General features: G+C 37.1%; 24 protein-coding genes. All 24 read right to left on the reverse strand.

Annotated features, from left to right (window positions below):
• Positions 1-196: 196 nt before the first annotated feature.
• Complete coding sequence (brnQ3, locus tag BJK46_RS02810; protein WP_015729113.1) at positions 197-1,543, reverse strand: branched-chain amino acid-like transporter carrier protein BrnQ3; 1,347 nt, start codon at positions 1,541-1,543, stop codon at positions 197-199.
• Positions 1,544-1,661: 118 nt separating this feature from the next.
• Positions 1,662-3,551: a vWA domain-containing protein gene (locus BJK46_RS02815; protein WP_103263597.1), complete on the reverse strand. Its 1,890-nt coding sequence runs from the start codon at positions 3,549-3,551 to the stop codon at positions 1,662-1,664.
• Between the two features lie 11 nt (positions 3,552-3,562).
• Positions 3,563-4,360, reverse strand: coding sequence for an ATP-binding protein (locus tag BJK46_RS02820; RefSeq protein WP_014613938.1), 798 nt, complete (start codon positions 4,358-4,360; stop codon positions 3,563-3,565).
• Between the two features lie 97 nt (positions 4,361-4,457).
• On the reverse strand, positions 4,458-4,661 hold the full coding sequence (locus BJK46_RS02825) for a DUF6501 family protein (protein WP_014613937.1): 204 nt from the start codon (positions 4,659-4,661) through the stop codon (positions 4,458-4,460).
• Between the two features lie 3 nt (positions 4,662-4,664).
• Entirely contained in the window at positions 4,665-5,489 is an 825-nt protein-coding gene (locus BJK46_RS02830) for a VOC family protein (RefSeq protein ID WP_103263596.1), read from the reverse strand.
• 64 nt (positions 5,490-5,553) lie between these two features.
• A complete protein-coding gene (locus tag BJK46_RS02835) occupies positions 5,554-5,793 on the reverse strand; it encodes a hypothetical protein (RefSeq protein WP_014613935.1) in 240 nt (79 codons plus the stop codon).
• 198 nt (positions 5,794-5,991) lie between these two features.
• Positions 5,992-7,269, reverse strand: coding sequence for a dihydrolipoyllysine-residue succinyltransferase (gene sucB / locus BJK46_RS02840; protein WP_014613934.1), 1,278 nt, complete (start codon positions 7,267-7,269; stop codon positions 5,992-5,994).
• A gap of 14 nt (positions 7,270-7,283) precedes the next feature.
• Positions 7,284-10,070: a 2-oxoglutarate dehydrogenase E1 component gene (locus BJK46_RS02845; RefSeq protein ID WP_014613933.1), complete on the reverse strand. Its 2,787-nt coding sequence runs from the start codon at positions 10,068-10,070 to the stop codon at positions 7,284-7,286.
• A 94-nt stretch (positions 10,071-10,164) separates the two neighbouring features.
• Positions 10,165-11,532: a HAMP domain-containing sensor histidine kinase gene (locus BJK46_RS02850; RefSeq protein WP_015729118.1), complete on the reverse strand. Its 1,368-nt coding sequence runs from the start codon at positions 11,530-11,532 to the stop codon at positions 10,165-10,167.
• The gene (locus BJK46_RS02855) at positions 11,529-12,206 is read right to left on the reverse strand and encodes a response regulator transcription factor (RefSeq protein WP_014613931.1); all 678 of its coding nucleotides are present in this window, start codon (positions 12,204-12,206) and stop codon (positions 11,529-11,531) included. Before BJK46_RS02855 ends, BJK46_RS02850 begins: the two co-directional genes overlap by 4 nt.
• Before the next feature lie 495 nt (positions 12,207-12,701).
• On the reverse strand, positions 12,702-13,325 hold the full coding sequence (locus BJK46_RS02860) for a phosphatase PAP2 family protein (protein ID WP_015729119.1): 624 nt from the start codon (positions 13,323-13,325) through the stop codon (positions 12,702-12,704).
• On the reverse strand, positions 13,322-14,407 hold the full coding sequence (locus BJK46_RS02865; RefSeq protein WP_015729120.1) for an undecaprenyldiphospho-muramoylpentapeptide beta-N-acetylglucosaminyltransferase: 1,086 nt from the start codon (positions 14,405-14,407) through the stop codon (positions 13,322-13,324). The genes BJK46_RS02860 and BJK46_RS02865 overlap by 4 nt, the downstream gene beginning before the upstream one ends.
• Positions 14,408-14,416: 9 nt before the next feature.
• On the reverse strand, positions 14,417-14,932 hold the full coding sequence (locus tag BJK46_RS02870; protein ID WP_020219604.1) for a GNAT family N-acetyltransferase: 516 nt from the start codon (positions 14,930-14,932) through the stop codon (positions 14,417-14,419).
• Entirely contained in the window at positions 14,932-16,389 is a 1,458-nt protein-coding gene (locus BJK46_RS02875) for a S41 family peptidase (protein WP_411062352.1), read from the reverse strand. The genes BJK46_RS02870 and BJK46_RS02875 overlap by 1 nt, the downstream gene beginning before the upstream one ends.
• A 122-nt stretch (positions 16,390-16,511) precedes the next feature.
• Complete coding sequence (locus tag BJK46_RS02880) at positions 16,512-16,733, reverse strand: YozE family protein (protein WP_014613926.1); 222 nt, start codon at positions 16,731-16,733, stop codon at positions 16,512-16,514.
• Positions 16,733-17,233: a PTS sugar transporter subunit IIA gene (locus BJK46_RS02885; RefSeq protein ID WP_014613925.1), complete on the reverse strand. Its 501-nt coding sequence runs from the start codon at positions 17,231-17,233 to the stop codon at positions 16,733-16,735. The genes BJK46_RS02880 and BJK46_RS02885 overlap by 1 nt, the downstream gene beginning before the upstream one ends.
• 13 nt (positions 17,234-17,246) lie before the next feature.
• Positions 17,247-17,675 (reverse strand): peptide-methionine (R)-S-oxide reductase MsrB, encoded by a 429-nt coding sequence (gene msrB, locus BJK46_RS02890; protein WP_014613924.1) that lies wholly within the window; start codon positions 17,673-17,675, stop codon positions 17,247-17,249.
• Positions 17,672-18,196 (reverse strand): peptide-methionine (S)-S-oxide reductase MsrA, encoded by a 525-nt coding sequence (gene msrA / locus BJK46_RS02895; protein WP_015729123.1) that lies wholly within the window; start codon positions 18,194-18,196, stop codon positions 17,672-17,674. Before msrA ends, msrB begins: the two co-directional genes overlap by 4 nt.
• 17 nt (positions 18,197-18,213) lie before the next feature.
• Complete coding sequence (locus BJK46_RS02900; protein ID WP_014613922.1) at positions 18,214-19,068, reverse strand: DegV family protein; 855 nt, start codon at positions 19,066-19,068, stop codon at positions 18,214-18,216.
• Positions 19,069-19,086: 18 nt separating this feature from the next.
• Complete coding sequence (locus tag BJK46_RS02905) at positions 19,087-19,566, reverse strand: dihydrofolate reductase (protein ID WP_015729124.1); 480 nt, start codon at positions 19,564-19,566, stop codon at positions 19,087-19,089.
• Positions 19,567-19,584: 18 nt separating this feature from the next.
• Positions 19,585-20,538 carry a thymidylate synthase gene (locus BJK46_RS02910; protein WP_014613920.1) on the reverse strand — a complete coding sequence of 318 codons (954 nt, stop codon included), beginning with the start codon at positions 20,536-20,538 and terminating at the stop codon, positions 19,585-19,587.
• A gap of 808 nt (positions 20,539-21,346) precedes the next feature.
• The gene (gene brxA, locus BJK46_RS02915) at positions 21,347-21,787 is read right to left on the reverse strand and encodes a bacilliredoxin BrxA (protein WP_014613919.1); all 441 of its coding nucleotides are present in this window, start codon (positions 21,785-21,787) and stop codon (positions 21,347-21,349) included.
• A gap of 24 nt (positions 21,788-21,811) precedes the next feature.
• Entirely contained in the window at positions 21,812-22,930 is a 1,119-nt protein-coding gene (locus BJK46_RS02920) for a conserved virulence factor C family protein (protein WP_103263559.1), read from the reverse strand.
• A gap of 31 nt (positions 22,931-22,961) precedes the next feature.
• On the reverse strand, positions 22,962-23,147 hold the full coding sequence (locus tag BJK46_RS02925) for a zinc-finger domain-containing protein (RefSeq protein WP_014613917.1): 186 nt from the start codon (positions 23,145-23,147) through the stop codon (positions 22,962-22,964).
• Positions 23,148-23,364 lie beyond the last annotated feature (217 nt).

Raw genomic sequence — 23,364 nt, forward strand, 5'->3', positions numbered from 1 at the left:
TGGAATTTTAGGAATCGTATCTTAATGATTTCTAAGGTATTTGTAAGTGAATATAAAAAACGCATTAAACAACAAAATAACGTTGCTTAATGCGTTATCGTCTCACCAACCGACGTTGACAAAGAACCAAAGTTTAAAGAGGTAGCAAACAAGACAAGCCACAGAAATGTGACTTGTCTTGTTCATGATGTTAAGCTTATTCTTTTTCGTACACGATGATATCAGAGTTTTTCATAAATGCGCCAATGATGTAACCAATAATCATTGTAATGACAGCGATTGGGAACCACTCTAATGAATGTTCGTGTAATGGCAATTGATTGATAAAACCAATTTTCGCCCAACCATTTGCATTGATGACACTAAGAATGGATTCAATCGTTACAACTGCAACAGTCATTTGTTGCGTAATCGGACGTGTCGGTACAAGGCGTGCGATTAAAATTAACATTACTGTTGTAATAGCGATTGGATAAACGATCAATAATACTGGAATTGAAAGTTTAATCACTGCGTTTAAACCTAAGTTCGATAAAATAAAGCTAATGATTGTAAAGATAAAGACATAAACTTTATATGAAATTTTCGGTAAGATGCTGTTGAAATATTCACTTACTGACACGATCAAACCACACGCTGTCGTTAAACAAGCTAGTGCTACGATAATACCGAGTAAATATTTACCAAATGAACCAAAGCCTGTATCTGCCATCGTAATGAGCAAGTAAGCACCAATGTTTTGGTCATTTTCAACTAATTTTTTCATTGTTTCTTCAGGGATGATTATGTGGTTACCAATGAAGCCCAAAGAAATGTAAATGACTGCTAAAGCGATGGCAGCAATGATACCTGCCATTGCAGTTTGTTTGAAAATATCATTTGCGTGTTTAATGCCTGTCGCTTTAATTGCATTTACAACAATCATTGAAAACGCAATTGCCGCAATCGCATCCATCGTTAAATAGCCTTCAGTGAAACCTTTAGAAAAGCCACCTAACGCAGAAGTGTATACTTCAGGGTTTGCAGTGTTTTGTGTGCTACCTCCAAAATCTACAAAACCTTTAATAATCATCGCAATAATCGTGATTAAAAGCAGTGGTGTTAAAATGGCACCGATACGGTCAACGATTTTGCCAGGGTTCAAACATAAGTACAACACGATTAAGAAATAGATCACTGAGAAGACAAATAACCAAACGGGACTACTCGAATGAATGATCGGTGTCACTGTCATCTCGAAAGACGTTGATGCTGTACGTGGAATGGCAAATAAGGGTCCAATCGTTAAATAAATCGAAACTAAAAATACAACTGAGAAAACGGGATGTATTTTGTTGATCGAACCAATGTAACCTTGTTTATCTAAAGCACCTACCATCACGCCCATTAATGGTAAACCAATACCCGTAATGACAAAAGCTAAAATTGACGGCCAAAAGAATTGTCCACTTTCTAGTCCTAAATTTGGTGGGAAAATCAAGTTCCCTGCGCCAAAGAAGATGGCAAATAACATAAACCCAATAAATAAAGTGTTTTTATTCATAATGCTACTCCTTAAAATTCCTAAATAAATATGATTCATTCTATCACAAGAACCCGTAGCCGTCTATAAAATTTCTGAAAATTTGAAAATTGTTGTTACATAATAGGCAAAAAAAAGACTAAAATGACTTCAATAATAACTTTTTCAGTAATGGTGAAAGTAAGCTTGGCAAATGTTCGACACCTTCAACAAAGATGGCATATTGTCCATAAATGTTATGGATCGTTTGTTCGATTGATTCAGTAATGGATTCTTGGCTTAAAAAGACATTGAACACTTCGATGCCGAGTTTACGTGAGTTTTCAACAGCCTCATACGTATCTAAAATGCCGTCTTGACTATAGTTAAACGCAGAAGGTTCACCATCCGAAAAGACAATAAGAAAACGCTGTTGTTCTGAACGAGACAATAAACGATCACTTGCCACCCGAATTGCGACCCCATCACGATTATCGTCTTGAGGTGTGAGTGACATAATTCTCGGTGCTTCGGTATTGAAAGTTGACTGATGGTAATTAATAATCTCGTCAATGATATTCGGTTGATATTGTGCATCTGCATCAAAAGCATCTTCATTAAAAGCAAGTATTTCATGCTTTACATTGAGTGCTTTCAATGTTTCATGAAACAATACAACGCCTTTAATGGTTTCATCCATTTTGTCGTGCATACTCGCTGATGCGTCGATTAATAACGTAAAAGTAGCGTCAAAAGTTCGGCTTTGGTCAGCTTTTTTATAAAATAATTTATACTGATCATCTATAAACCAATTGACCAAATTACGCTGCAAACGCCCTTTCGTTAAATTCGCACGCACGTCTTGATATTCACGATCGATTGTCTTTTTAATAATTTGAATAAGGTCTTTGATTTCAAATTGGACCGATGTTTGAACTTGATGATAACTTTCAATATATTCTGGCAAAATATCTGGTACATGCCACTTAATATCTACATATTGGTTAATCCCTTTAAGGCTCAGTAATGCGTTTGAAGGCCCTTGTTCGCCACCTTCTTGATCATCTAACGTATCATTTGAACCTTTCCCCTTTTTACTCATCATGTCTGTCATGTCGTCAGTGCTGTCACCTTCACGTGCACTATCATCACCTAGCACATCACTGTTTTCACCTTCATGAAGTTCCATTTCGAGATAAGCACCACCGGCAGATTTACTATCGATATTTTTAGATTCTATTTTTTCAGTTTCGACATCGTCCTCTTTCTCTCCGTTATGCTGATCCGTATTTGCGGTATCGACACGTTTCAAATCTTCAAGTGTAAACTGGCATAATGCTTCATAGACGTGACGCGGGATATGATAATACTCGTTTAACATATCTTCGTCTAACCAGTCATCCACTTGATACATAATCCGTTGCGTTAAATACATTGTTTCTTCGCTTGACTGTAATTGAAACGCATCCGGCAAATATTGATAAATGAATTCGAGTGTCGGCTGAAAATCAGGATGAATATGCGGGATGGTATAAAAATCATCTCGTAAAAATGAATATTCTAAATTTAAAAAGAACAAATCTGTAAATAATGTTTTCGTTTGATACACGTTCATTTGTGATGCACTGTATTGCTGACGTGTTTGCTTACGAAGTTGGATCAATTTTTGTGTACGTGGCCGTTCGCGTTCAATTAAATTTAAAATACGCATCTCTTCCATCATCTTAAAAAGTTGACGATAGAGTTTCGGATGATTGAATCCCTCCTCATTCGACACGACTTTATTGACAATTTGTGGATCCATATGAAAATAGCTATAAGTCGCCAGTAAAACGTCTGTCTTCAGTCCGGTATGTTCAACATATTCAGGTCGATGGGCCCAAAAAGAACTACAAATAACCTCATCATTGATGGCATCATAATATGGAAATTTATGGACTTTGACTTGTGTATTCGGATTTTTCAACAATAGGCGTGCTAAATCTTGTAACATCATCATTTTCATGGCATCGAGTTGTTCGTCGTTAAACATGATAAAGCGATCGCTCATAATATCACCTTCTAAAAGTTAAGTTCTACCGCATTCATTATCGCTTGTTGTTCGCGTTCATCTTCTAATTTATCAATGATACTACGTTGAATCGCGCGTTCAATCGGCATCACAGTCGCTAAATCGCTCATATCGATTAATGCACGAATACTTGCTGCTTCTTCAGACAATTGACCTTGTTGTGTCATCGTACGTAAATCAGCATTAAATTTAATAATTTGATCAATTAGTGAATCGTCTTGCAATAAACTTTGTGCTTTGATGACATCATGTAAAGTTTGGCCATCAATATAATTTACATTAATCACGACGAAACGGTTTTTTAACGCCTCATTCATCGGTAGCGTCCCGACATAGCCTTCATTAATGGCTGCTATGACTTTAAAACCAGGCGCCGCTTTGATAACTTCACCCGTAAATGGGTTGGTCAATTGACGACGATAGTCCAACACACCATTTAAAATTGGTAACGTTTCCGGTTTCGCCATATTGATTTCGTCGATGTATAAAATATGACCTTCACGCATCGCACGAATCACTGGACCATCGATAAAAACAATCTCTTGATGGCCTTCATCTGATGTTTTAATCGTTTTAAAGCCGAGTAAACTTTCTGCATCTAAATCAACAGAACAGTTAATTTGATGCATCGGTAATTCAGTCATTTCGCTTAACGTTTCAGCTAATCTCGTTTTCCCTGACCCAGTTGGCCCTTTTAGTAAAATATTTTTATTCAATTCGAATAACTTGATTGCATCTCCTAGAACAGTCTCATCGGAGTTGATATAACCAGTAAATTCCTTAACCATTGTCATTTTCCTTTCTATTTAAGTGCATGAAAAAAGACGTGAGTACCGAGATACCCCCGCTTTTTTAAATTCTAAATCGCTATAACGCAAGAAATACTTATACTTCTTCAAAATAAGTTTTGTAATAACCGCCAACGTGACCTGAGTTATCAATAATTTGATAGTATTCTTCAGTTTCGTTAACGACATCATATGTTTCACCAACAGTTAACATATCGCTGACAGTAAATTTCTTTGCATCTGTATGAACGACTTTCACCTTTTTTAGTGGTGTACGCGTTTTCCAAGTTTCATGTAACATAGTTTAACTTCCTTTCGTTGCATGCGCTAATGTTAAAATCAATGCCAAACCACTCATATCATTGACGCGAATCGAACGCGTCTCATGTTGATCATTTTTAAGTTGTTGAAAAGGGATATCGTGATGTGTCAGTTGATTCAACGCATTATTAAATTCGGCTTCGTGTTGTGCTGTGAATTCGAGTTGGTCAACGATGCCATAAGGTGGAATTTGTATAGTGTCTGATTGATAAATATGAACTTCAGCACCTAATCCACCGCCTTCACCTTCCATAACTACGACAGATTGATTTGCTTGAGGTGAAGTGTATTCAGCAATAGGTTTAAAGCCAAACAAATTACTTAATAACGTCATCGTCACAGCAGGTTCTTGTGTACGCAACATCACTGGACCGAGTCCTTGTACTTGATGTAGCGGACTCACAGAACTCTCTTCACTAGGCCTTCCCAATCCAACACCGACATTCGCTTCGTCTGAAAAAATGTTGAAATGTTGGTCATTGGCATCAGAAAATTGTAGCCTTTGATGACCATTCAACTGTGCAGGTCCTTCAAAAGCATATTGGTGTTCTTGTAAAATGGCCATATATTCGTCAATACCATGGTTACTCGGTGTACGCAATGCCACACTTTCAAAATGTTGATGCTTCGGTTTAATCGATTCTGCTATTTCAACAAATTGAAGGCGCGTACCAGGGCTAAGTTGTGCATCTCCAAATTGAACACGATTGCCCTTTCTATCGTAGGCCATACCTAACATATTATGGAATAAATCAATCGTTTTGTCTATACTTTTAGTGCCCAATGTCACACTGCGAAATTGCGCCATTTCATCTCACTCCTCTTCACATTCATTATAACTTAAATGAACTATCGAATCAGAGTTTATGCCTTTATAATTTTATTAGCACTCCCGAAGTGATCAATGCTAAACCCAAAATCAAATATATCGATTTAGAGTGATTGAACTTCAAATGATCTATCGCAAATAGCACTAATAAAGAGGTACCAAGCAACTGAAAAATCGGATAATAATGCATAAAACCAAACAGACTTGCGATAATGAAACCGAATTGCGCGATGATGTTCGCAATACCAATCACAATTAAAATATATATGAGCGCATGATTCATCCGTAACACTCCTTTCGATGGGTTAATATTTTGTTATATATTAATATAAATGCTCCCAAATGGCATGAGGTGTTATAAAATTTAGATGATTTCTACATTTTTAGTTCACTCAAAAAGCATAGCCCAATTTAATCAATTGACTAGAGATTATAAAAAAGAGAGAAACCTATTACAGATTTCTCTCTAAACCCGAAACGATTAAGACTCTAATAATAAATCTTCAGGGTTTTCAATTAACTCTTTAATCATCTTCAAGAAACTTACTGCTTCTTTTCCGTCGATAATTCTATGGTCATAACTTAATGCGATGTACATCATTGGGCGGTTTTCAATCGTATCTTGATCAATCGCAACCGGTCTCGTAATAATAGAGTGCATACCTAAAATTGCAGCTTGACTACCATTGATAATCGGTGTTGACATCATTGAACCGAAAATACCACCATTTGTAATTGTGAATGAGCCGTTCATCATGTCATCCAGTGTCAATTTGTTATCACGTGCTTTTGACGCTAAGTTGGCAATTTCTTGCTCAATTTCAGCAAAGTTCTTCTTATCGCAATCTCTAACGTTTGGTACGAGTAAACCGCCTGGTGTAGACACGGCAATACCGATATCGTAGTATTGTTTTGTAACCATGTAGTCGCCATCGATTTCAGCGTTCACTTCAGGGTAACGCTTCAATGCGGCAACCGCTGCTTTTGTGAAGAATGACATGAAGCCAAGTTTCGTGCCGTCATGATCTTCCATGAATTTGTCTTTTTTACGTTTTCGGAGCGCCATCACGTTCGTCATGTCTACTTCATTGAATGTCGTTAACATTGCAGTGTTATTGCTTACTTCTAATAATTTTTTAGCTGCAGTTTGTTTTCTACGACTCATTTTTTCACGAATTACTGGTTTTGATGGTGTTTTAGGTGCTTGTGGTGTAGCAGCTTCTTTTTCTTTAGATTGAGCAGCACCTGTTGATTTTTGTTGTGAGCCACGTTCAACATCTTCTTTACGAACGACATCATTTGCTTTGCCACTCACTTCGCTTAAGCTAATGCCTTTTTCACGTGCCGCGCGACGTGCTGAAGGTGTTGCATTAATGCGTTCGTTTGAAGGACTGCTTTGGCTTTCTTTGTCAGAAGATGATTTTTCTTCTTTCTGCTCTTGTTTGTCTGACGCTTTTTGTTCTGATTTATTTGACGCGTTTTTTGAGTCAGTTTTTGAATCATCACTTGAAGATGTAGCAGCGCCACCTTCACCCACTATTGCAATGGCTTGGCCGACTTCTACTGTGTCGCCTTCTTCAGCAAGTAACTCTTGAATTGTACCTTCTTCTTCAGAAACGACTTCGACATTCACTTTGTCTGTTTCTAATTCAAGGATGGCTTCACCTTTTTCAACAGTGTCACCTACTTGTTTTAACCATTCTGCAATGGTACCTTCTGTAATCGATTCTGCTAATTCTGGAACTTTTACCTCTGCCATTTTTCCTATGCCCCCTAAATATTTAAGCTATTTTCAATGATATTATTTTGAACAAGTTTATGAATTTCACCATCACCCTCGGCAGGTGCAGCTCTATGTTTTCTACCGTGATAAGTCAATTCGTATTGATCACCAATGATGTCTCTCAACATTGGATAAGCATAATGCCATGCCCCTTGGTTTTGCGGCTCTTCTTGAACCCATGCGACTGTTTTAAGGTTTGGAAGTGTTTCAAGAACTGATCGAATTTCTTCTTCTGGGAAAGGATAGAGTCGTTCAACAGCTATAAGTAAAATCGCTTCGTTTGGTGAATTGGCTAATTTTTCTTTCAAGTCGATAAACATTTTGCCTGATGCGAGAATGACTTTTTTAATCTTTTTAGCGTCGTGTGCTACTGGGAGTATTGGTTCAAAACCACCAGATGTAAATGCACTGATCGGTTGTGCGACTGTTTTATTACGTAATAAACCTTTTGGAGACATGACAACTAATGGTCTCATTGCGTCAGTTCCTAGGCTTGCCGCTTGGGCACGCAATAAGTGGAAGTAGTTGGCTGAGCTTGATAAGTTACAAATAGTCATGTTGTTTTCAGCTGCCAATTGTAAGAAACGCTCTAAACGTGCTGATGAATGTTCAGGTCCTTGTCCTTCAAATGAATGTGGCAATAAAAACGTTAAACCTGATGATTCGCCCCATTTTGCATTACCAGAGAAAATGAAGTTGTCAAAATACATTTGCGCCATATTCGCAAAGTCACCAAACTGTGCTTCCCAAATGTTAAATGATGACGGATTTTGAACATTATAACCATATTCAAAGCCTACAACTGCAGCTTCTGATAATGGAGAGTTATGAATGTCGAACGTCGCTTTTTGATCGGGTACATGTTGTAATGGCGTAAATGTGTCGCCATTTTCTTGGTCATGTAACACTGCATGACGATGGCTAAATGTACCACGTTCAGAATCTTGACCTGTCATACGAATTGGCGTCCCTTCTTGCATGACTGTCGCAAATGCTAGCTGTTCGGCATGTGCCCAATCCACTAAACCTTCTTCACTTTCAAATGGTTGCTTACGTTGTTCAAGAATACGATTTAATTTTTTGAAAACATTGAAACCTTCTGGATAGTTAAACATTGCATCGTTAATTTCTTTTAAGCGATCATATGACAGTTCAGACTCATTACTTTTTAAAGGTTGTGCGATACTATCAGGAATGCTCATATCCGTATTGTCATTTTTATCGTTTTTATCGATTTTGTCATGCGCTGATCGCATTTCTTTTTGAACGTTTTCCATCACTTCGTCCATTTCATCTTGGCTCATAATGCCTTCGTCTATAAGTTGTTTACCATAAATCACTTCAGACGTATCATGTTTTTGAATTTGTTTATATGGTAATGGGTTGGTTAATGTAGGCTCGTCCATTTCATTATGACCGAAACGACGGTAACCAACTAAGTCAATCACGACATCTTTATTGAATGCTTTTCTAAATTCCATTGCAATATCAATCGCTTCAATAGTTGCTTCAACATTGTCAGCATTCACATGCATAATCGGTACATCATACCCTTTAGCCACATCTGTCGCATACGTTGTTGAACGTCCGTCTTCTGGATCTGTTGTGAATCCGATACGGTTATTCGTAATAATGTGCAATGTACCACCTGTTGAGAACCCATCTAAATTACCAAGGTTCATTGTTTCAAAGTTCACACCTTGACCAGGGTATGCAGCATCACCATGAACGATAATCGGCATTGCATTTGAAAAATCAGTTTGCACTTTACCCGAATAGTCCGTTTGGTCTTGTGCCGCTCTCGTACGGCCTGTCACTACTGGCGCAACGACTTCAAGATGACTTGGGTTATTTGCTAACGTGATTTTTTGTTCAATACCATGGTTATTGATCGTTTTAACGCCACCTAAGTGATATTTAACGTCACCTGTCCAACCTGAAGTGATAGATAAGCTACCATCTTCTGGTAAAAATTTCATTGGATCTGTATGCATAAATTCTGAAAGCATCATCTCATATGGCTTTTGTAGCACGTGCGTTAAAACATTTAAACGTCCACGGTGTGCCATACCGATTTGAATGTTTGAAATTTCTTCTTCAGCAGCACGTTTAATTGTTTGAGTGATCATAGGTACGAGGGTATTGACGCCTTGGATTGAAAATCTTTTTGCACCTACAAAGTTCTTGTGAAGGTATTTCTCAAAGCCTTCAACGTGTGCCAGAAGTTTGAAAAGATTGATTTTTTCTTCTTTATTAAGGCTTGCTTTATATGGTGTTTCAATACGACGTTTTAGCCATATACGTTCTTTATTATTATTAATATGTGTATATTCGAAAGCAATTGGCCCCTTATAACGTTCTTCCATACGTTCAATAGCTTCATAGGCATTATCGTAAATGTCTTTAAAATGATCAGAGACGATTTCAGCTGAAATGTTTTCTAAAGTTGCTTGATCTAAGTTAAAGTCTTCTGGCTTTAATTTAGGAATATTTGTACGCTCTGGTGCATTCACTGGATAAATATCAGCTTCTAAATGACCGTATTGTCTAATATTATCGATTAAACGCATCACACGCTTGATCGTACTATCTCCTGAGCTTGATTCGGTTGTTGATGATGTTGTCGCTTCACCATCTTTAATTGTACTAAAGAGAACTTGTAAATCTTCAGTCACTGAACTAGGATCTTCTAAAAATTGATCATATAATTCTAAAATGAGTCCTAAATTTGTGCCGAAGTTTACAGGTGCCTCTGTCACCTGTTTATCGTTCTTCATAATCCACCCTCCACAGAAAAAAATAAAAACGCTTACAGGTCAATAATAGCATTAAAATGTGAACATTTAAAGGCAAAAAGCCAGATAATTGTACTCATCCGCACGAATCAAAACTGATAGTAAATGTTGTAAAATACCCGACTTCGCTCTCGACTGAAATTCGGCCATGATATAACGTCACCATTTTATGGGCAATAGAGAGTCCTAAACCGTTTCCGCCTTGCTGACGGGAGCGTGATTTGTCTACACGATAGAAGCGGTCAAAGATGTGTTCTTGATCTGCTTGAGGGATACCTAAGCCACGGTCTGTAATTTTAATCACGACTTGATTGCTGATGAGTTTCGTTTCAATAGAAATATGCTTATTTTGTGTATCATATTTAATCGCGTTATCAAGAAAAATAAGCAAAATTTGTTCTAAGTGAAATGAGTTAATCTCTAAGTATATAAAGTCTTGACTCGTATGAAAGTCGAGTTGATAATCTGGATGAATTTGTTGTAGTGCATGAAGACGACTTCTAATTTCATTATTCACATCGACTTTTTCAGTTTGATTTTCAGTTGACCTTGTATCATCTTTAGTGAGTAGCAGTAATTCTTCAACGAGTTTCGTAATCCGATTCATTTCCTCGATGGAGATATTCAGAGACTCTTCTAAAATGTCAGGATCCTTTTTACCCCAGCGCTGAATTAAATTTAAGTGTCCTTGGATAATTTGAAGTGGTGTACGTAATTCGTGTGAAGCATCTTCTACAAATTGACGTTGTTGGTTAAATGAACTCTCCAGTTTCATCATCATACTGTTAAAAGTATCGATAAGGGCATCTGTTTCTTCATAATTGGTTGGGACTTCAAGTTTTTCTTGGAAACCATTACGCCGAATTTGTGTCATCTTTTCAGTAATAATATTAATCGGTTGAGTAATTTGAGATGAAAAGAAATAACTGAGTGATGCGGTTACAAATAATGCAATGAGTCCAAATGTTAGGGCGAGATACGTTATGAAGTTTAATAAATCATCGTACTCTTTTAATGAATGGACAATGGTTGCGTGTCCTTTAAAATAAGGCGTATTAATCGGTGTCGATACGATGATGAATGAGCCTTTATCTGTGCGCAAAATTTTAATATTACGTGTATCATAAGCTTGAAACGGTGGTGTGAATTTCACATTCGTTGTACTGACATTTTCAAATATTTTTTTGCCGCTCTTATTGTATAAAATTACTTTTTGATAGTTATCAAGTACGGAGCTGAATTCTAATGCAGTAATATTCTTCATCGGTTTCGTTTCAAGTAAATTGTATAGATCATCAGCGCTTCTTTCTGCTTTATCAAATTCATTTTGCTTTAATAAGCTGCTGATGGCATAAATGATGAGCAAACAAAAGATGAAAATAATAAGAAATGTAATGAGTGTCGTTACAAAAGTCCACTTTGTCTTGAGCGTTGATTGTTTCATTGACGAATCACATAGCCGACACCACGCACAGTTTCAATTAATTTTTGTTTATCAATGCGCTTTAACTTATTTCGTAAATAACGGATATACACATCAACCACATTCGTTTCGACTTCAGATTCATATCCCCAGACGTGATCTAAAATTTGTTCACGGTGAAGGACGCGATTTTTATTTTCAGCGAGGAGTAATAATAAATCAAATTCCGTTTTCGTTAATTCCAGTTTTTCGCTTTGATAAGTGACATGAAAAGCACTCTTATCAATTTTAATACCATCAATTTCCACAACATTTGTATCGGACACGTTTTCGTCTGAATAACGACGAATGAGTGCGCGACTTCTAGCTAATAGTTCTTCAATTTCAAATGGTTTAACGATGTAATCATCTGCACCGATATCTAATCCAGTGACTTTATCGTATATTTCACCTTTCGCAGTAATCATAATAATCGGTGTATCTTTTTGTGTTCTTAATCTTTTACAGACTTCTAAGCCGTCCATTTCTGGTAACATCAAATCTAAGAGTATTAAATCAAAGTCATGCTGTAATGCGCGGTTCAAACCAGATACACCGTCATATTTCACTTCTACTTCATAATTTTCATGCTTAAATTCAAGTTCAATGAAACGTGCTAAATTTTGCTCGTCTTCAATAATAAGTACTTTTTTCATATTAGCCACCTCTCCCCCTAATCATATGCTAAAAATGAGGAACGCGAAAGTTTTTTAAAAAAATTTGCGTTTTTAATTGACAATGATTCTCAATGAGTTATAATGTAATTGAAAATGATTATCAATCCCAACGACCCCCCACTACAATTCGTTCTTATGATTGAGTCATTTTCAATAATATCCCCTTTTATATGCCCGTATAAAATTCGTTGATATTAAACGTTAAATAAAAGCCGTCGCAGTAAATGCGGCGGCTTTTATTGTGCATGTTTTTGAGTGAGAAAGAAGAGAAAAAGCTTGATGTCACGTCCTCTCTTTTGTACACATGGGTATCTGTGTTTTAAAAAAGATAATGCTTGAAGACAGTCATATTTTTCACAGTAATCTCATGCTATTGCTTGAAAAGATGGAACTTAGTGAAAGAAATTAGATGCTATGATAACCATCGCATATAAAAAGAACTGTCTCTCCTCATGAAAGACAGTTCTTTATTGATTAGATTTTAGTTTGGGCTAATGGGTGGCGTAGGATGAGTTGTGTCAGCACGATACAGAAGAGCCCTCCGACAATACCAGCCATGATATCTGTTGGGTAATGTACGCCAAGATAGACGCGTGAGCTCGAAATGAGAACGATCATTAACACACTTAATGTCATCGCCACGCTTTTTGCTTTTCCTTTTAAAATACGGTGTGCGACATAAATCACACTACCGAAAAAGGCAGTTGATCCCATCGCATGACCACTTGGAAAGCTGAACCCTGAAATATCAATTAAGCGTAATAAAGTTGGACGTTCTCTGTCAAAAATATTTTTCAAAATAGGGTTCGATACCCCTGATAACAGCATCGTTAATGCGAAAAAGAGCGCCTCAATTTTATAGCGATAGAGCATCAACAATGCAACCATGACGAGTGATAATGCAATCATAGCCCATACCTCACCAATTTGCGTGGCACCGAAAAAGATTGCTGTTGAAATAAAGCTTTCTGACGCATAAATCAAATTATATACTTCATTATCAATCCATTTACCGAGACGTGATTCATGAAACATCGCAATCATTGAAAATATTAATGTGAAGACTATTAACAAAGAAATCTTTTTCCAATATGTCATGCACCAACCTCCAATTGAAGTGCGTCTTGAATGATTTTTTCGAGTAAATCATGACGCGTATAGCTTTCTGTAAAACTTTCCATATTTTGAATGTACTGATGTCGATTTTTTTCAAGTTCGGTTAATGCAAGTAATAACGTGTCACTCGATAATTCCGATTCATCTAACATCGTCGCGTATCCTTGTTTTTCAAAGTATTTCGCGTTATCGATTTGGTCACCACGTGATTGATCGAGACCAAGTGGGATAAGTAACATAGGAAGACGTAATGTTAAAAACTCATATATCGCATTTGCACCCGCTCTTGACACGACGGTATCTGTAATCGCTAATAAGTCGGTTAATTCTTCTTTAACGAACTCATATTGCACGTAGCCATCTTGATTAATATTTGAAGCGACAAGACCTTTCCCAGTCAGATGAATAATTTGATACGTTTGCAGTAATTCATCTAAATGACGACGAATGGCTTCATTAATTTTCAAACTTCCCATACTGCCACCCATCACGAGTAATATCTTTTTATTAGGTGTGAAGCCTGTCAATGCATAGCCATTTTGTTGATGACCGTGTTTTAAATCTTCACGAATCGTTGCCCCTACGAAATCTGATTTTTCGTGTGGCACGTATTTTAGCGTATCTTCAAAAGTGGTATAGAGTCGTTTCGCAAACTTAATTGCAATCTTGTTAGCAAGCCCTGGTGTTAAATCTGATTCATGTACAATGGTCGGAATGTTCAGTGACTTCGCTGCGAGTATGACAGGAACAGATACGAAGCCGCCTTTTGAAAATACGATATCAGGTCGTTCGCGCTTTAGCACTTTACGTGCATCTCCAATGCCTTTAACGACTTTAAAGACATCTTTCAAATTTTCAACAGATAAGTAACGACGTAATTTCCCACTAGAAATCGGATAATAAGTTGTTTCAGGGAGTTGAGATGTAATCATTTCTCGCTCGATGCCTTGTTTTGAACCAATATAAAAAGCTTCATGCCCCTTTTCGAGTGCAGTCGGTATCAAACTTAAATTCACGGACACATGCCCAACTGTACCGCCGCCTGTAAATGCAATTTTTACCATAATAACCCTCTATTCTGTTAATTTTTTATAGTATGCGTAAAATGGCTTGCCTTTATCAAAAGGAAATTCTGTGCTGGTCATTTCACCGATTTTAATGAATCCATATTTATCAAATAAACGTTGTGCACGTTGATTTTGTGAAAAAGTATCCGTTAATAAAATATCAATGTTGTGCTCTTTCGCTAATGCAATCGCAAAAGTCATCAACGCTTGAGCTGTTCCACGATATTGTGGCGAGGCTACAAGGCGATGAATCACGTATGCTTGTGATTTGTCAACTGGCCATTCGAGTGTATCGTACCAATCTGGTGCTTGTTGATCAATCACGATAAAACCTTGAATCACGTCATCTTCATCATAGACAAAGAGGCTACCTGATTCAATATCCGTATTAAAATGTGTCTTTAAAGGATAGCGATGGTCCCATTGTGGGTTGTCATCTTTAATCATGAGTGCTTTTGCTTCTTCAGTCAATTGTTCAATCGTATCGAGATCTTGCAATGTTGCTTTTCTTAACAAGCCCATCACTCCTCTACTTTTTTCAATGTTTGTTCTAGCATCAGATCTTCAGACGATGCTTTCTCGACAAGTCTTTCTGTAAATACACCATTTGTTTCTTTGTTAAACATCCCATTTGCCGTTAAATCATTTTTTTGTTGAAATTGTTTTACTGCGGTAGTCAATTGGGCGTTATAATGTTCATCAATAGTACCCACATCATAACCAAGTGCTTTAAGACCGATTTTTATTGATTTAACATGTTTGTCTTCTTGTCCTTGGTGATATGTTGTTTTGGTAGGAATCACAGAAATATTCTCATAATCCGCACCTTTAACAGGGATATCAGGTTGAATCCCTTTACCATGAATGTAATGGCCATTAGGTGTGAGCCACTTCATTTCAGTAAATTTTAATAACGAACCGTCTTCAAACTCACGTGTCGTCTGTACAATCCCTTTACCGAACGATTTTTCACCATAAATTTTGGCTACTTTATGATCATGTAATGCACCAGCAAAGACTTCGGAAGCACTTGCTGAACCTTCATTGAGTAAAATCGATACTTTTAAATCTTTCACACCTTCTAACGGCGCATTTGGTGTTTTGATAGATTCTTTTTGATCGCCTTTTTCTAATTGAACGACCGTTTCGTCTTGATCAAGGAAAATATTTGCCATTTTTACAGCTTCATCAAGGAGTCCACCTGGGTTGTTACGTAAATCAAGGACGATATTTTTAATACCTGATTTTTGCGCTTGCTGTATGGCAGATTTTAACTCTCCCGCCGTCCCTTCTTGGAATTTATTAATTTTAAACACACCTACATTGCCATGTTTTTCATATTTTACACTTTTAACATGGATAGTATCTCTTGTCACAGTGAGTTCCTTTTCTTCCCCGTTACGTTTAATTGTCAATTTCACTTCAGTTCCTTTTTTACCACGGATTTTAGGAATAATTGCATCAAGCGTTTTTCCTTTGATTGACTTGCCATCGATTGCAATCAGTTCATCACGTGGTTTCAAACCAGCTTTTTCAGCAGGTGAATCTTGCATTGGACTCGTAATGATGATTTGCTTTCCTTTTTGTTGCAATTCCGCACCAATACCGACGAAATCACCAGAAACATCTTCATGAAAAGAAGCTGTTTTTTCTTTTGATAAATATTCGGTATAAGGGTCTTTCAAACTTTTGGTCATCCCATGAATGGCTTCGTCTAGCAACTGTTCTTTATCTTGCTTTTGATAAAAATCTGACGCCAATATTTCATAAACTTCACTTAACTTCTGAGCATTCTCACTAATTTTCTCATCTTTACTGTATTGTTGGAAAAAGTAATTGAAACCAAAAATAATGATTCCTGTCAATAATACTGTGAGGATAATACTTAACATAAATGTTTTTAATGAGACATATCTAGGTGTCTTTCTTTGATTTGGTGAATCTTTCAATCTGTTTTCCGCCCTTCTCGTTAAATCCATGTTTGCATTATAATGATCCGCATAGACGCGTGCAGATTTAATGGTGTGACATAAAGAAAAAGGGTGAGACATCTTCTGCCATCACCCTCAAAATTTATGCGTGTCAAAACTTCAGCAATCACTTAAAATTGAAGCCATTCTTGATATTCTTCATACAAGTCATCAAAAACAGACATCGGTAATGTGAAATTGCCTTCTGTCTCAATGTATTCAGATAACGCATCGAAATTTTTATCGTATTTTGGAAAGGATAAATCTTGGAAAATTTGTTCTGCGAGTTGTCCAGCATCATCCTTACGACCACGAACAGTTAATGCAAATTGATAAAATGAGACATCTTTCATTATTTCATTGTCACTTCAATCACTGATGTCTCGCCTTTGTTCAATTGCGCTACTTGTTGAATATCAATGGCTACTGTTTGATCTGTATTTGTAATGATCACAGGTGATACGATAGATTTTGCGTGTTGGTCAATATAATCAACGTCAAATGTAACGAGTGGGTCGCCTACTTTTACCGTATCTCCGCTATTGACTAATGTTTCAAAACCTTCACCATTTAATTGAACAGTGTCTAAACCGATATGAACAAGGACTTCTAAACCATTGTCTGCTTTTAAACCAATCGCATGTTTGGTTGGGAAAACGTTGTCGACTACACCAGTAATTGGAGACACGACTTTTCCTTCAGTTGGACGTATGCCAAAACCGTCACCCATCATTTTTTGAGCAAAAACAGGGTCTGGAATGTCTTCAATTTTGACATATTCTCCAGTCATCGGTGCATAGACTTGAATTTCCTTATTTGCTTCTTCACTTTTTCCGAATAATTTCTTAAACATAAAACTCGCTCCTTTATTTGTCGAAAAGTTTGACTAAATCACCATAGCCCAACGATTCGAGCTTTTCATACGGTATGAATTGGATTGCAGCAGAATTGATGCAATAGCGCAAGCCACCACGGTCTTTTGGACCGTCGTTGAACACATGTCCTAAATGACTGTTGCTACCTTCAGAGCGGACTTCCGTTCTTAACATGCCAAACGATTTGTCTACCAGTTCAATAATTTCTTGGTCGTCGATGGCTTTTGAAAAACTAGGCCAGCCACAGTCAGATTCAAATTTATCATTTGATGTGAATAACGGTTTGCCAGAAAGTTTATCCACATAGACTCCCTTTTCAAAGTGGTTCCAATATTCATTTTGAAATGGTGGTTCTGTGCCATCTTGTTGTGTGACGAGGTACTCCAAGTCTGTTAAATCTTTTTTATCTTTTTTAATCATGCTTGATCCCCCCAATGTTTTTCAATAAACGCTTTACGTCCTGATCCACGTTGATATTGTGCGTAGTGAAGCGGATGTTTTTTATAATAATCTTGATGTGCTTCTTCTGCTGGATAAAAATTGCGATATGCTTCAACAGGCGTCACAACAGGATCACTAAAAATTCGGGATTGATTTAACGCATCAATTTTATTCAAAGCGGCTTGTTGTTGCGCTTCATTGTGATAAAAAATGACAGGTCGATAACTGTCGCCTCTATCAAAAAATTGACCGTTTTTATCTGTCGGATCAAACGTTTTGAAATATATATCTAAAATATCATCATAACTGATCACATTGTCATCGTATTCAATTTGTACAGCCTCTACATGGCCTGTTGTATTTGTACAAACCTGTTCATAGGTTGGATTTTCTACTGTCCCACCGCTATAACCTGATGTGACACGTTCAACACCGTCAAATGTATCAAAAGGTTTAACGAGACACCAAAAACATCCTCCTGCTAAAGTTGCTAAAGCCATGCTTGACACCTCCATCATTATGAATCAGATGAATCTTTAAGGACAACTAAACCAATCGCACCCGCACCGGTATGTGTTGAAATGACAGGTGTTGTATGTCCGAAATCAAAGTTTTGAACTGTAAAAGTTTCATCTAATTTTTCTTTAAATTTATCCATGAAATCTTTTGCTTTTGCATGTGAAATACCAATCGATTTAATGGATGCATCACCGACAAACGGTTTTAAATCTTTGAGTACGTATTTAATACTAGCGTTTTGTGTACGCGCATTATGAATCATTTCTAGCTTGCCATCAATCACTGAACCAATTGGCTTGATTTTCATAAGATTACCGATTAAACCTTTTGTTTTGCTAATACGTCCACCTTTGATGAGTTGATCTAATTGACCGATAATCACGTAAAGCTTAATGTTTTTTTGCAAGTTTTGAAGTTTTGAGATAATTTCCTCTGTTGGAATGCCTTCCTCAACCCAGCGAATCGCATTTTGAAGTTGATAGCCTAAGCCGAAAGAAATTGATTTAGAATCAATGACTGTCACTTTAGCGTCAACCATTTCACTCGCTTGAACAGCGGTTTGATACGTGCCACTTAACCCCGATGAAAGATGAATACTAATAATTTCAGCACCGTTTTGACCTAGTTTTTCATAGGTTTCTACAAATCTTCCAATTGGAGGTTGGCTCGTTTTAAAATCATAGCTACTGTCTCCTAAATATTGTGAAAAAGACTCAGATGAAATGTCCTTTTGATCCTCATAAGATTCTCCGTTAATTGTAACACTCAACGGAACAATATGGACATTGTGTTGCTTCAGAAAAGCGTGATCTAAGTCAGATGTAGAATCTGTAACAATAATACGTTGTTGCATAATGCTAACCTCCAATAATTACTTTCGAGTGAGATGTAAAAAAGTGTGCGGATATTTATTCTTTTCATCCACGGTGCCTTCTACAGCAGATGTCACTTCCCAATCTTCAAATGTGTATGGTGGGAAAAATGTATCTGCTTGGAATTTGTCGTCGATAACAGTGATATACATATCGTCAACACGGTCAATAAAAGTTTCGAATAACGTTTGACCGCCAAAAATAAAGATGTGGTCATCGCCAATCGCATCAATTTCTTCAATGCTATGAATGACCTCCACGCCGTCTGGTTTGAAATCAGGATTACTCGTAATAACAACATTTCTACGATAAGGTAACGGTTTACCAATGGATTCGTATGTCGCGCGTCCCATTACAAGTGTATGTCCAGTTGTCAGTTTTTTAACATGCTTTAAGTCATTGGGTAAGTACCATGGTAACTGTCCTTCAAAGCCAATGCCACGTTGTTGGTCATGTGCGACTAAAATAGATAATGTCATATGATTACTCCTTTTTGTTTATACCGCGATAGGTGCTTTAATCGCTGGATGAGATTCATAATTTACAATCTCTAAATCTTCATATTCAATGTCGAAAATAGAACGATCTGTATTGATTTTTAATTCTGGCGGCGCAAAACTTGAACGTGCTAATTGCGTTTTCACAGCGTCTAAATGGTTGCTGTAAATATGTGCATCACCAAATGTGTGGACAAATTCGCCTACTTCAAGGCCACATTCTTTCGCAATTAAATGTGTTAATAAGCTATAGCTCGCTATATTAAACGGGACACCTAAAAAAATGTCGGCGCTCCGTTGATAGAGTTGACAGCTTAGCTTATTATCTTGTACATAAAATTGAAAGAGTGTATGACAAGGAGGTAACGCCATTGTCTCAATTTCAGTAGGATTCCAAGCACTAATGATATGACGACGTGAGTTAGGATTCGTTTTAATTTGTTCAATTAGTGCCTTCAATTGATCGTATTGTTGACCGTCTGCACTAACCCAGTTACGCCATTGCTTACCATAAACATTGCCTAAATCCCCGTGCTTTTTCATAAAATCATCATCAGTTAAAATCTGTTGTTTAAACTTTGTCATTTCTTCGCGATAAGTTTCAGCAAATGCCGCGTCACTTTGTGCTCTATGACCAAAGTCAGTCATATCTGGCCCTGTGTAATCTTCGCTTTGTACATATTTTTCAAAAGCCCATTCGTTCCAAATATTGTTATTATATTGTAATAAATATCTTAAATTCGTATCACCACGAATAAACCAAATCAATTCAGTTGCAACAAGTTTAAAAGAAACTTTTTTTGTTGTTAACAATGGGAAGCCTTTTGAAAGGTCAAAACGCAACTGATGTCCAAATTTTGAAATTGTTCCCGTAGCTGTTCGGTCATCACGTTGATTGCCAATTTCTAATATTTCTTTACATAAATCGTGATAAGCTGCATCAAACGGATTCATGACATTCACCTCTTTCTCTTAGTATCTATAATAGACGATTTTACGCCATTTTCAAAGCGATATCAACGTATGCGCAGGTATAAGTGTATAGCTACAGAATCCGAATATATTCAGTATCTCTACCTTGTAAATGTTAAAATGATGTGAATAGACACCTTTTGTCGAAAACACTATCTATTGATTTAGAAGTGTAAAAAAAGGATTGGGACATCAACAATTATGATGCTATTGATGCAATATTTTAGTTAAACTTGTCCTCACTATGATTTGTAATTTTTGATTGCTTTCATGGATCCACTTACCTAAGGGCTAACCCTTCAACTTAGTTCAGCTTGATTGAAGTGTTCATTTGATGGAAGCCGAATTGGATTTTAGGAGCAGTACAGAAATCTCATGTGAAATAAAGATTTTGTTGTACTGCCCCAGTATGGCTGTTGAGACTTCTCAAAAGCGATAGCATTGAGAAGTCAGACAACTACTGCGATAAACAACATTCGCTATTATAGTAAAGAAGTGACAGTTAGAAGTATCCACCACGCATTCACTCGTGAGTTTCGGCCTTCTCGGCAATCTTATATCAAATACAGTGAAAATGAGGTCAAGTTTATGAAAATAAAAAAACAACAGCATCAATTTTTTTCTATCTCATTCAGTCTCATTTTCCGACTGCTTTAAAGTTATTAATGAATCATCAATCTATGAATGGATTGAGGTTTAATTTTTTTTATGTCTCATCCTAACCCCTTGGCATAAATAACAAAATATAGTAAAGGAGCTGAGGAAACTTAATGCCCCAGCTCCTTGTTCATTATGCGCGACAATGTGTGTCGAATGCGTCCTTAATGTCCATCGCGATGTCATTAATATCACGGCCTTCGATATGTTCACGTGGAATAAAGTGAACGAGCTCCGACCCTTTGAATAATGCAAATGAAGGACTTGAAGGCACTTGTTGAATGTATTCACGCATTTTTGCAGTCGCCTCTTTATCTTGACCTGCAAAAACAGTGACTTTATTCGTTGGTTTATATTCATTTTGTTCTGCTACAGCCACAGCTGCAGGACGTGCTAAACCAGCTGCACAGCCACAAGTTGAATTAATCACAACAAATGTTGTATCTTCATCTTTGACATTGTTCATATATTGTGAAACGGAATCTTCACTTTCTAAACTTTCAAAACCATTTTGTGTCAATTCGCCTCTCATTTGAGCAGCGAGTTCTTTCATATAAGCATCATATGCGTTCATTTTATAGTGCTCCCTTGTATTGATTTATTGATTACGATTTGCGATCTGTTTCCACACTGATCCAAGTGCTGCTTCCCCGTTTTCGATACGTGTAATGGCCATTTCAATTTGCAACTTCACTTCATAAGCTGGATCGTTTTGATGCGCTTTGAGTGTTACCAGCTGTTCTGGTCCACCTTCATCAAAAAGAAACATCGCTGCACGCCATCGCACAATTTTTTGTGGATCATCCAAAGCTTTTTCCATTTCAGGTAAAGCCTCTTTAAAGCCTAAATCACTTAAACTATCACCAGCTGTTCGTCTCACTGCAGGACTTTTGTCGTGCAGCCCTTTATATAAGTATGGCAAAGTTTCTCGATCTTCAATCATGCTAAGCAATACGACTGCTTCACGGCGTAATGGCACTTTATCCTCATTTAAGGCATAATCAAGTAATGGATAGTCATCACTTGTAGGTGTTGGGAAAGACTTCAACATACGTAATCGTGCTTTCCAATCAATTTCTTGTTGATATGTTTCTAATGTCACGTGTTCATATTGTTTCTGTGGCACTGTAACATCAGTATTTTTCGCCTCTTGCACGAGTAGATTCAAAACATGTTCAGGATAAAGCGCATTGATTTCTTCTACAACACTTTGCATGACGTCATCTAAATCGCCATAACGGACACCTAATGTTTCCCATTTACGTAAAAAGACAACATTATCATGCGGTTGTTGTGCTTCGAGCATCGCATTGACGAATATGTCGCTCAATTGTTGACGCTTTTCCTCTTTAGGTGTTGTCAGTTTCACTTGATAAGGAATGTTTTTAAACTTAAGTACTTCCGCTTTAACCTCACCAAAATGAGTATCCGGTTCAGGTTGCGTTGTGTCGCTTTGTTGTTGGTCTTGGTTGAGTGTCGCCGTAACGAGAGGTAACACAGTCTCCCAGTCTGCCTTAGGTGCTTTATCAACGGCAATAAAATCTAATACATGAAAGACAGATTTCACACCTTTAACTTGTAATATGGCGTTGATAAAGTGTGGCTGACTATCTGAGACTTCCGTATAAGTTTTTGAATGATTATCTTGCCTTTTTTCGGATAAAATAATTTTCATCGTATTCGGACTAGGCGTAGGTTCGACCTTAATAATTTCCATGTTAAACCTCCTCGTCAATGTACTACAGCCCTCATTGTAGCGCATTGCCTAATTGTTGAATTTGTTTGCCGATTGAACACGCATTGATACAGAAGTGATGTGCTTGTGTTTTCCCTTTTGTCTTTCGAAGGTGCGCTTTAACCAAGCAATGTTCACAATATTGTTGAGATAAATGATCGATTGAAGCAATGGCCTTCTTCTCAGAGTCTGTTAGCACGTAAGTCACCTCTTTTAAATATAGTGTGTACAATATGCACTATCGTAACATGATTTGTATGGACATTGAAGCGTTTAATCTTCAGCGACATCAAGAAACATGACATGCCTATAAATAAAAACGGAAGGCTATTGAAAAATATAAAGCTGTTGATTATAATGGAAAAGTTATCGTGAAGGGCGGTTTCTAAACACCCGCTGTAACAAAATTTAGGAGG

Source organism: Staphylococcus pseudintermedius (assembly GCF_001792775.2).
GTDB classification, from domain to species: domain Bacteria; phylum Bacillota; class Bacilli; order Staphylococcales; family Staphylococcaceae; genus Staphylococcus; species Staphylococcus pseudintermedius.

Excerpts from the sequence above, each read along its gene's own strand:
- BJK46_RS02865 (WP_015729120.1), bottom strand. The coding sequence starts at position 14,407 with ATGGTAAAAATTGCATTTACAGGCGGCGGTACAGTTGGGCATGTGTCC.
- brxA (WP_014613919.1), bottom strand. The coding sequence starts at position 21,787 with ATGAACGCATATGATGCTTATATGAAAGAACTCGCTGCTCAAATGAGA.
- BJK46_RS02920 (WP_103263559.1), bottom strand. The coding sequence starts at position 22,930 with ATGGAAATTATTAAGGTCGAACCTACGCCTAGTCCGAATACGATGAAA.
- BJK46_RS02900 (WP_014613922.1), bottom strand. The coding sequence starts at position 19,068 with ATGCAACAACGTATTATTGTTACAGATTCTACATCTGACTTAGATCAC.
- BJK46_RS02845 (WP_014613933.1), bottom strand. The coding sequence starts at position 10,070 with ATGAAGAACGATAAACAGGTGACAGAGGCACCTGTAAACTTCGGCACA.
- sucB (WP_014613934.1), bottom strand. The coding sequence starts at position 7,269 with ATGGCAGAGGTAAAAGTTCCAGAATTAGCAGAATCGATTACAGAAGGT.
- BJK46_RS02855 (WP_014613931.1), bottom strand. The coding sequence starts at position 12,206 with ATGAAAAAAGTACTTATTATTGAAGACGAGCAAAATTTAGCACGTTTC.
- BJK46_RS02870 (WP_020219604.1), bottom strand. The coding sequence starts at position 14,932 with ATGGGCTTGTTAAGAAAAGCAACATTGCAAGATCTCGATACGATTGAA.
- msrB (WP_014613924.1), bottom strand. The coding sequence starts at position 17,675 with ATGATTAAAAAAGATAAAAAAGATTTAACAGACTTGGAGTACCTCGTC.
- msrA (WP_015729123.1), bottom strand. The coding sequence starts at position 18,196 with ATGGCTTTAGCAACTTTAGCAGGAGGATGTTTTTGGTGTCTCGTTAAA.
- BJK46_RS02835 (WP_014613935.1), bottom strand. The coding sequence starts at position 5,793 with ATGAATCATGCGCTCATATATATTTTAATTGTGATTGGTATTGCGAAC.
- BJK46_RS02875 (WP_411062352.1), bottom strand. The coding sequence starts at position 16,389 with ATGGATTTAACGAGAAGGGCGGAAAACAGATTGAAAGATTCACCAAAT.
- BJK46_RS02910 (WP_014613920.1), bottom strand. The coding sequence starts at position 20,538 with ATGAATCCGTTTGATGCAGCTTATCACGATTTATGTAAAGAAATATTA.
- BJK46_RS02850 (WP_015729118.1), bottom strand. The coding sequence starts at position 11,532 with ATGAAACAATCAACGCTCAAGACAAAGTGGACTTTTGTAACGACACTC.
- brnQ3 (WP_015729113.1), bottom strand. The coding sequence starts at position 1,543 with ATGAATAAAAACACTTTATTTATTGGGTTTATGTTATTTGCCATCTTC.
- BJK46_RS02905 (WP_015729124.1), bottom strand. The coding sequence starts at position 19,566 with ATGACATTATCTATTTTAGTCGCACATGACCAACAACGTGGCATTGGC.
- BJK46_RS02860 (WP_015729119.1), bottom strand. The coding sequence starts at position 13,325 with ATGACATATTGGAAAAAGATTTCTTTGTTAATAGTCTTCACATTAATA.
- BJK46_RS02830 (WP_103263596.1), bottom strand. The coding sequence starts at position 5,489 with ATGGCGCAATTTCGCAGTGTGACATTGGGCACTAAAAGTATAGACAAA.
- BJK46_RS02825 (WP_014613937.1), bottom strand. The coding sequence starts at position 4,661 with ATGTTACATGAAACTTGGAAAACGCGTACACCACTAAAAAAGGTGAAA.
- BJK46_RS02815 (WP_103263597.1), bottom strand. The coding sequence starts at position 3,551 with ATGAGCGATCGCTTTATCATGTTTAACGACGAACAACTCGATGCCATG.
- BJK46_RS02880 (WP_014613926.1), bottom strand. The coding sequence starts at position 16,733 with ATGAAAGATGTCTCATTTTATCAATTTGCATTAACTGTTCGTGGTCGT.
- BJK46_RS02820 (WP_014613938.1), bottom strand. The coding sequence starts at position 4,360 with ATGGTTAAGGAATTTACTGGTTATATCAACTCCGATGAGACTGTTCTA.
- BJK46_RS02885 (WP_014613925.1), bottom strand. The coding sequence starts at position 17,233 with ATGTTTAAGAAATTATTCGGAAAAAGTGAAGAAGCAAATAAGGAAATT.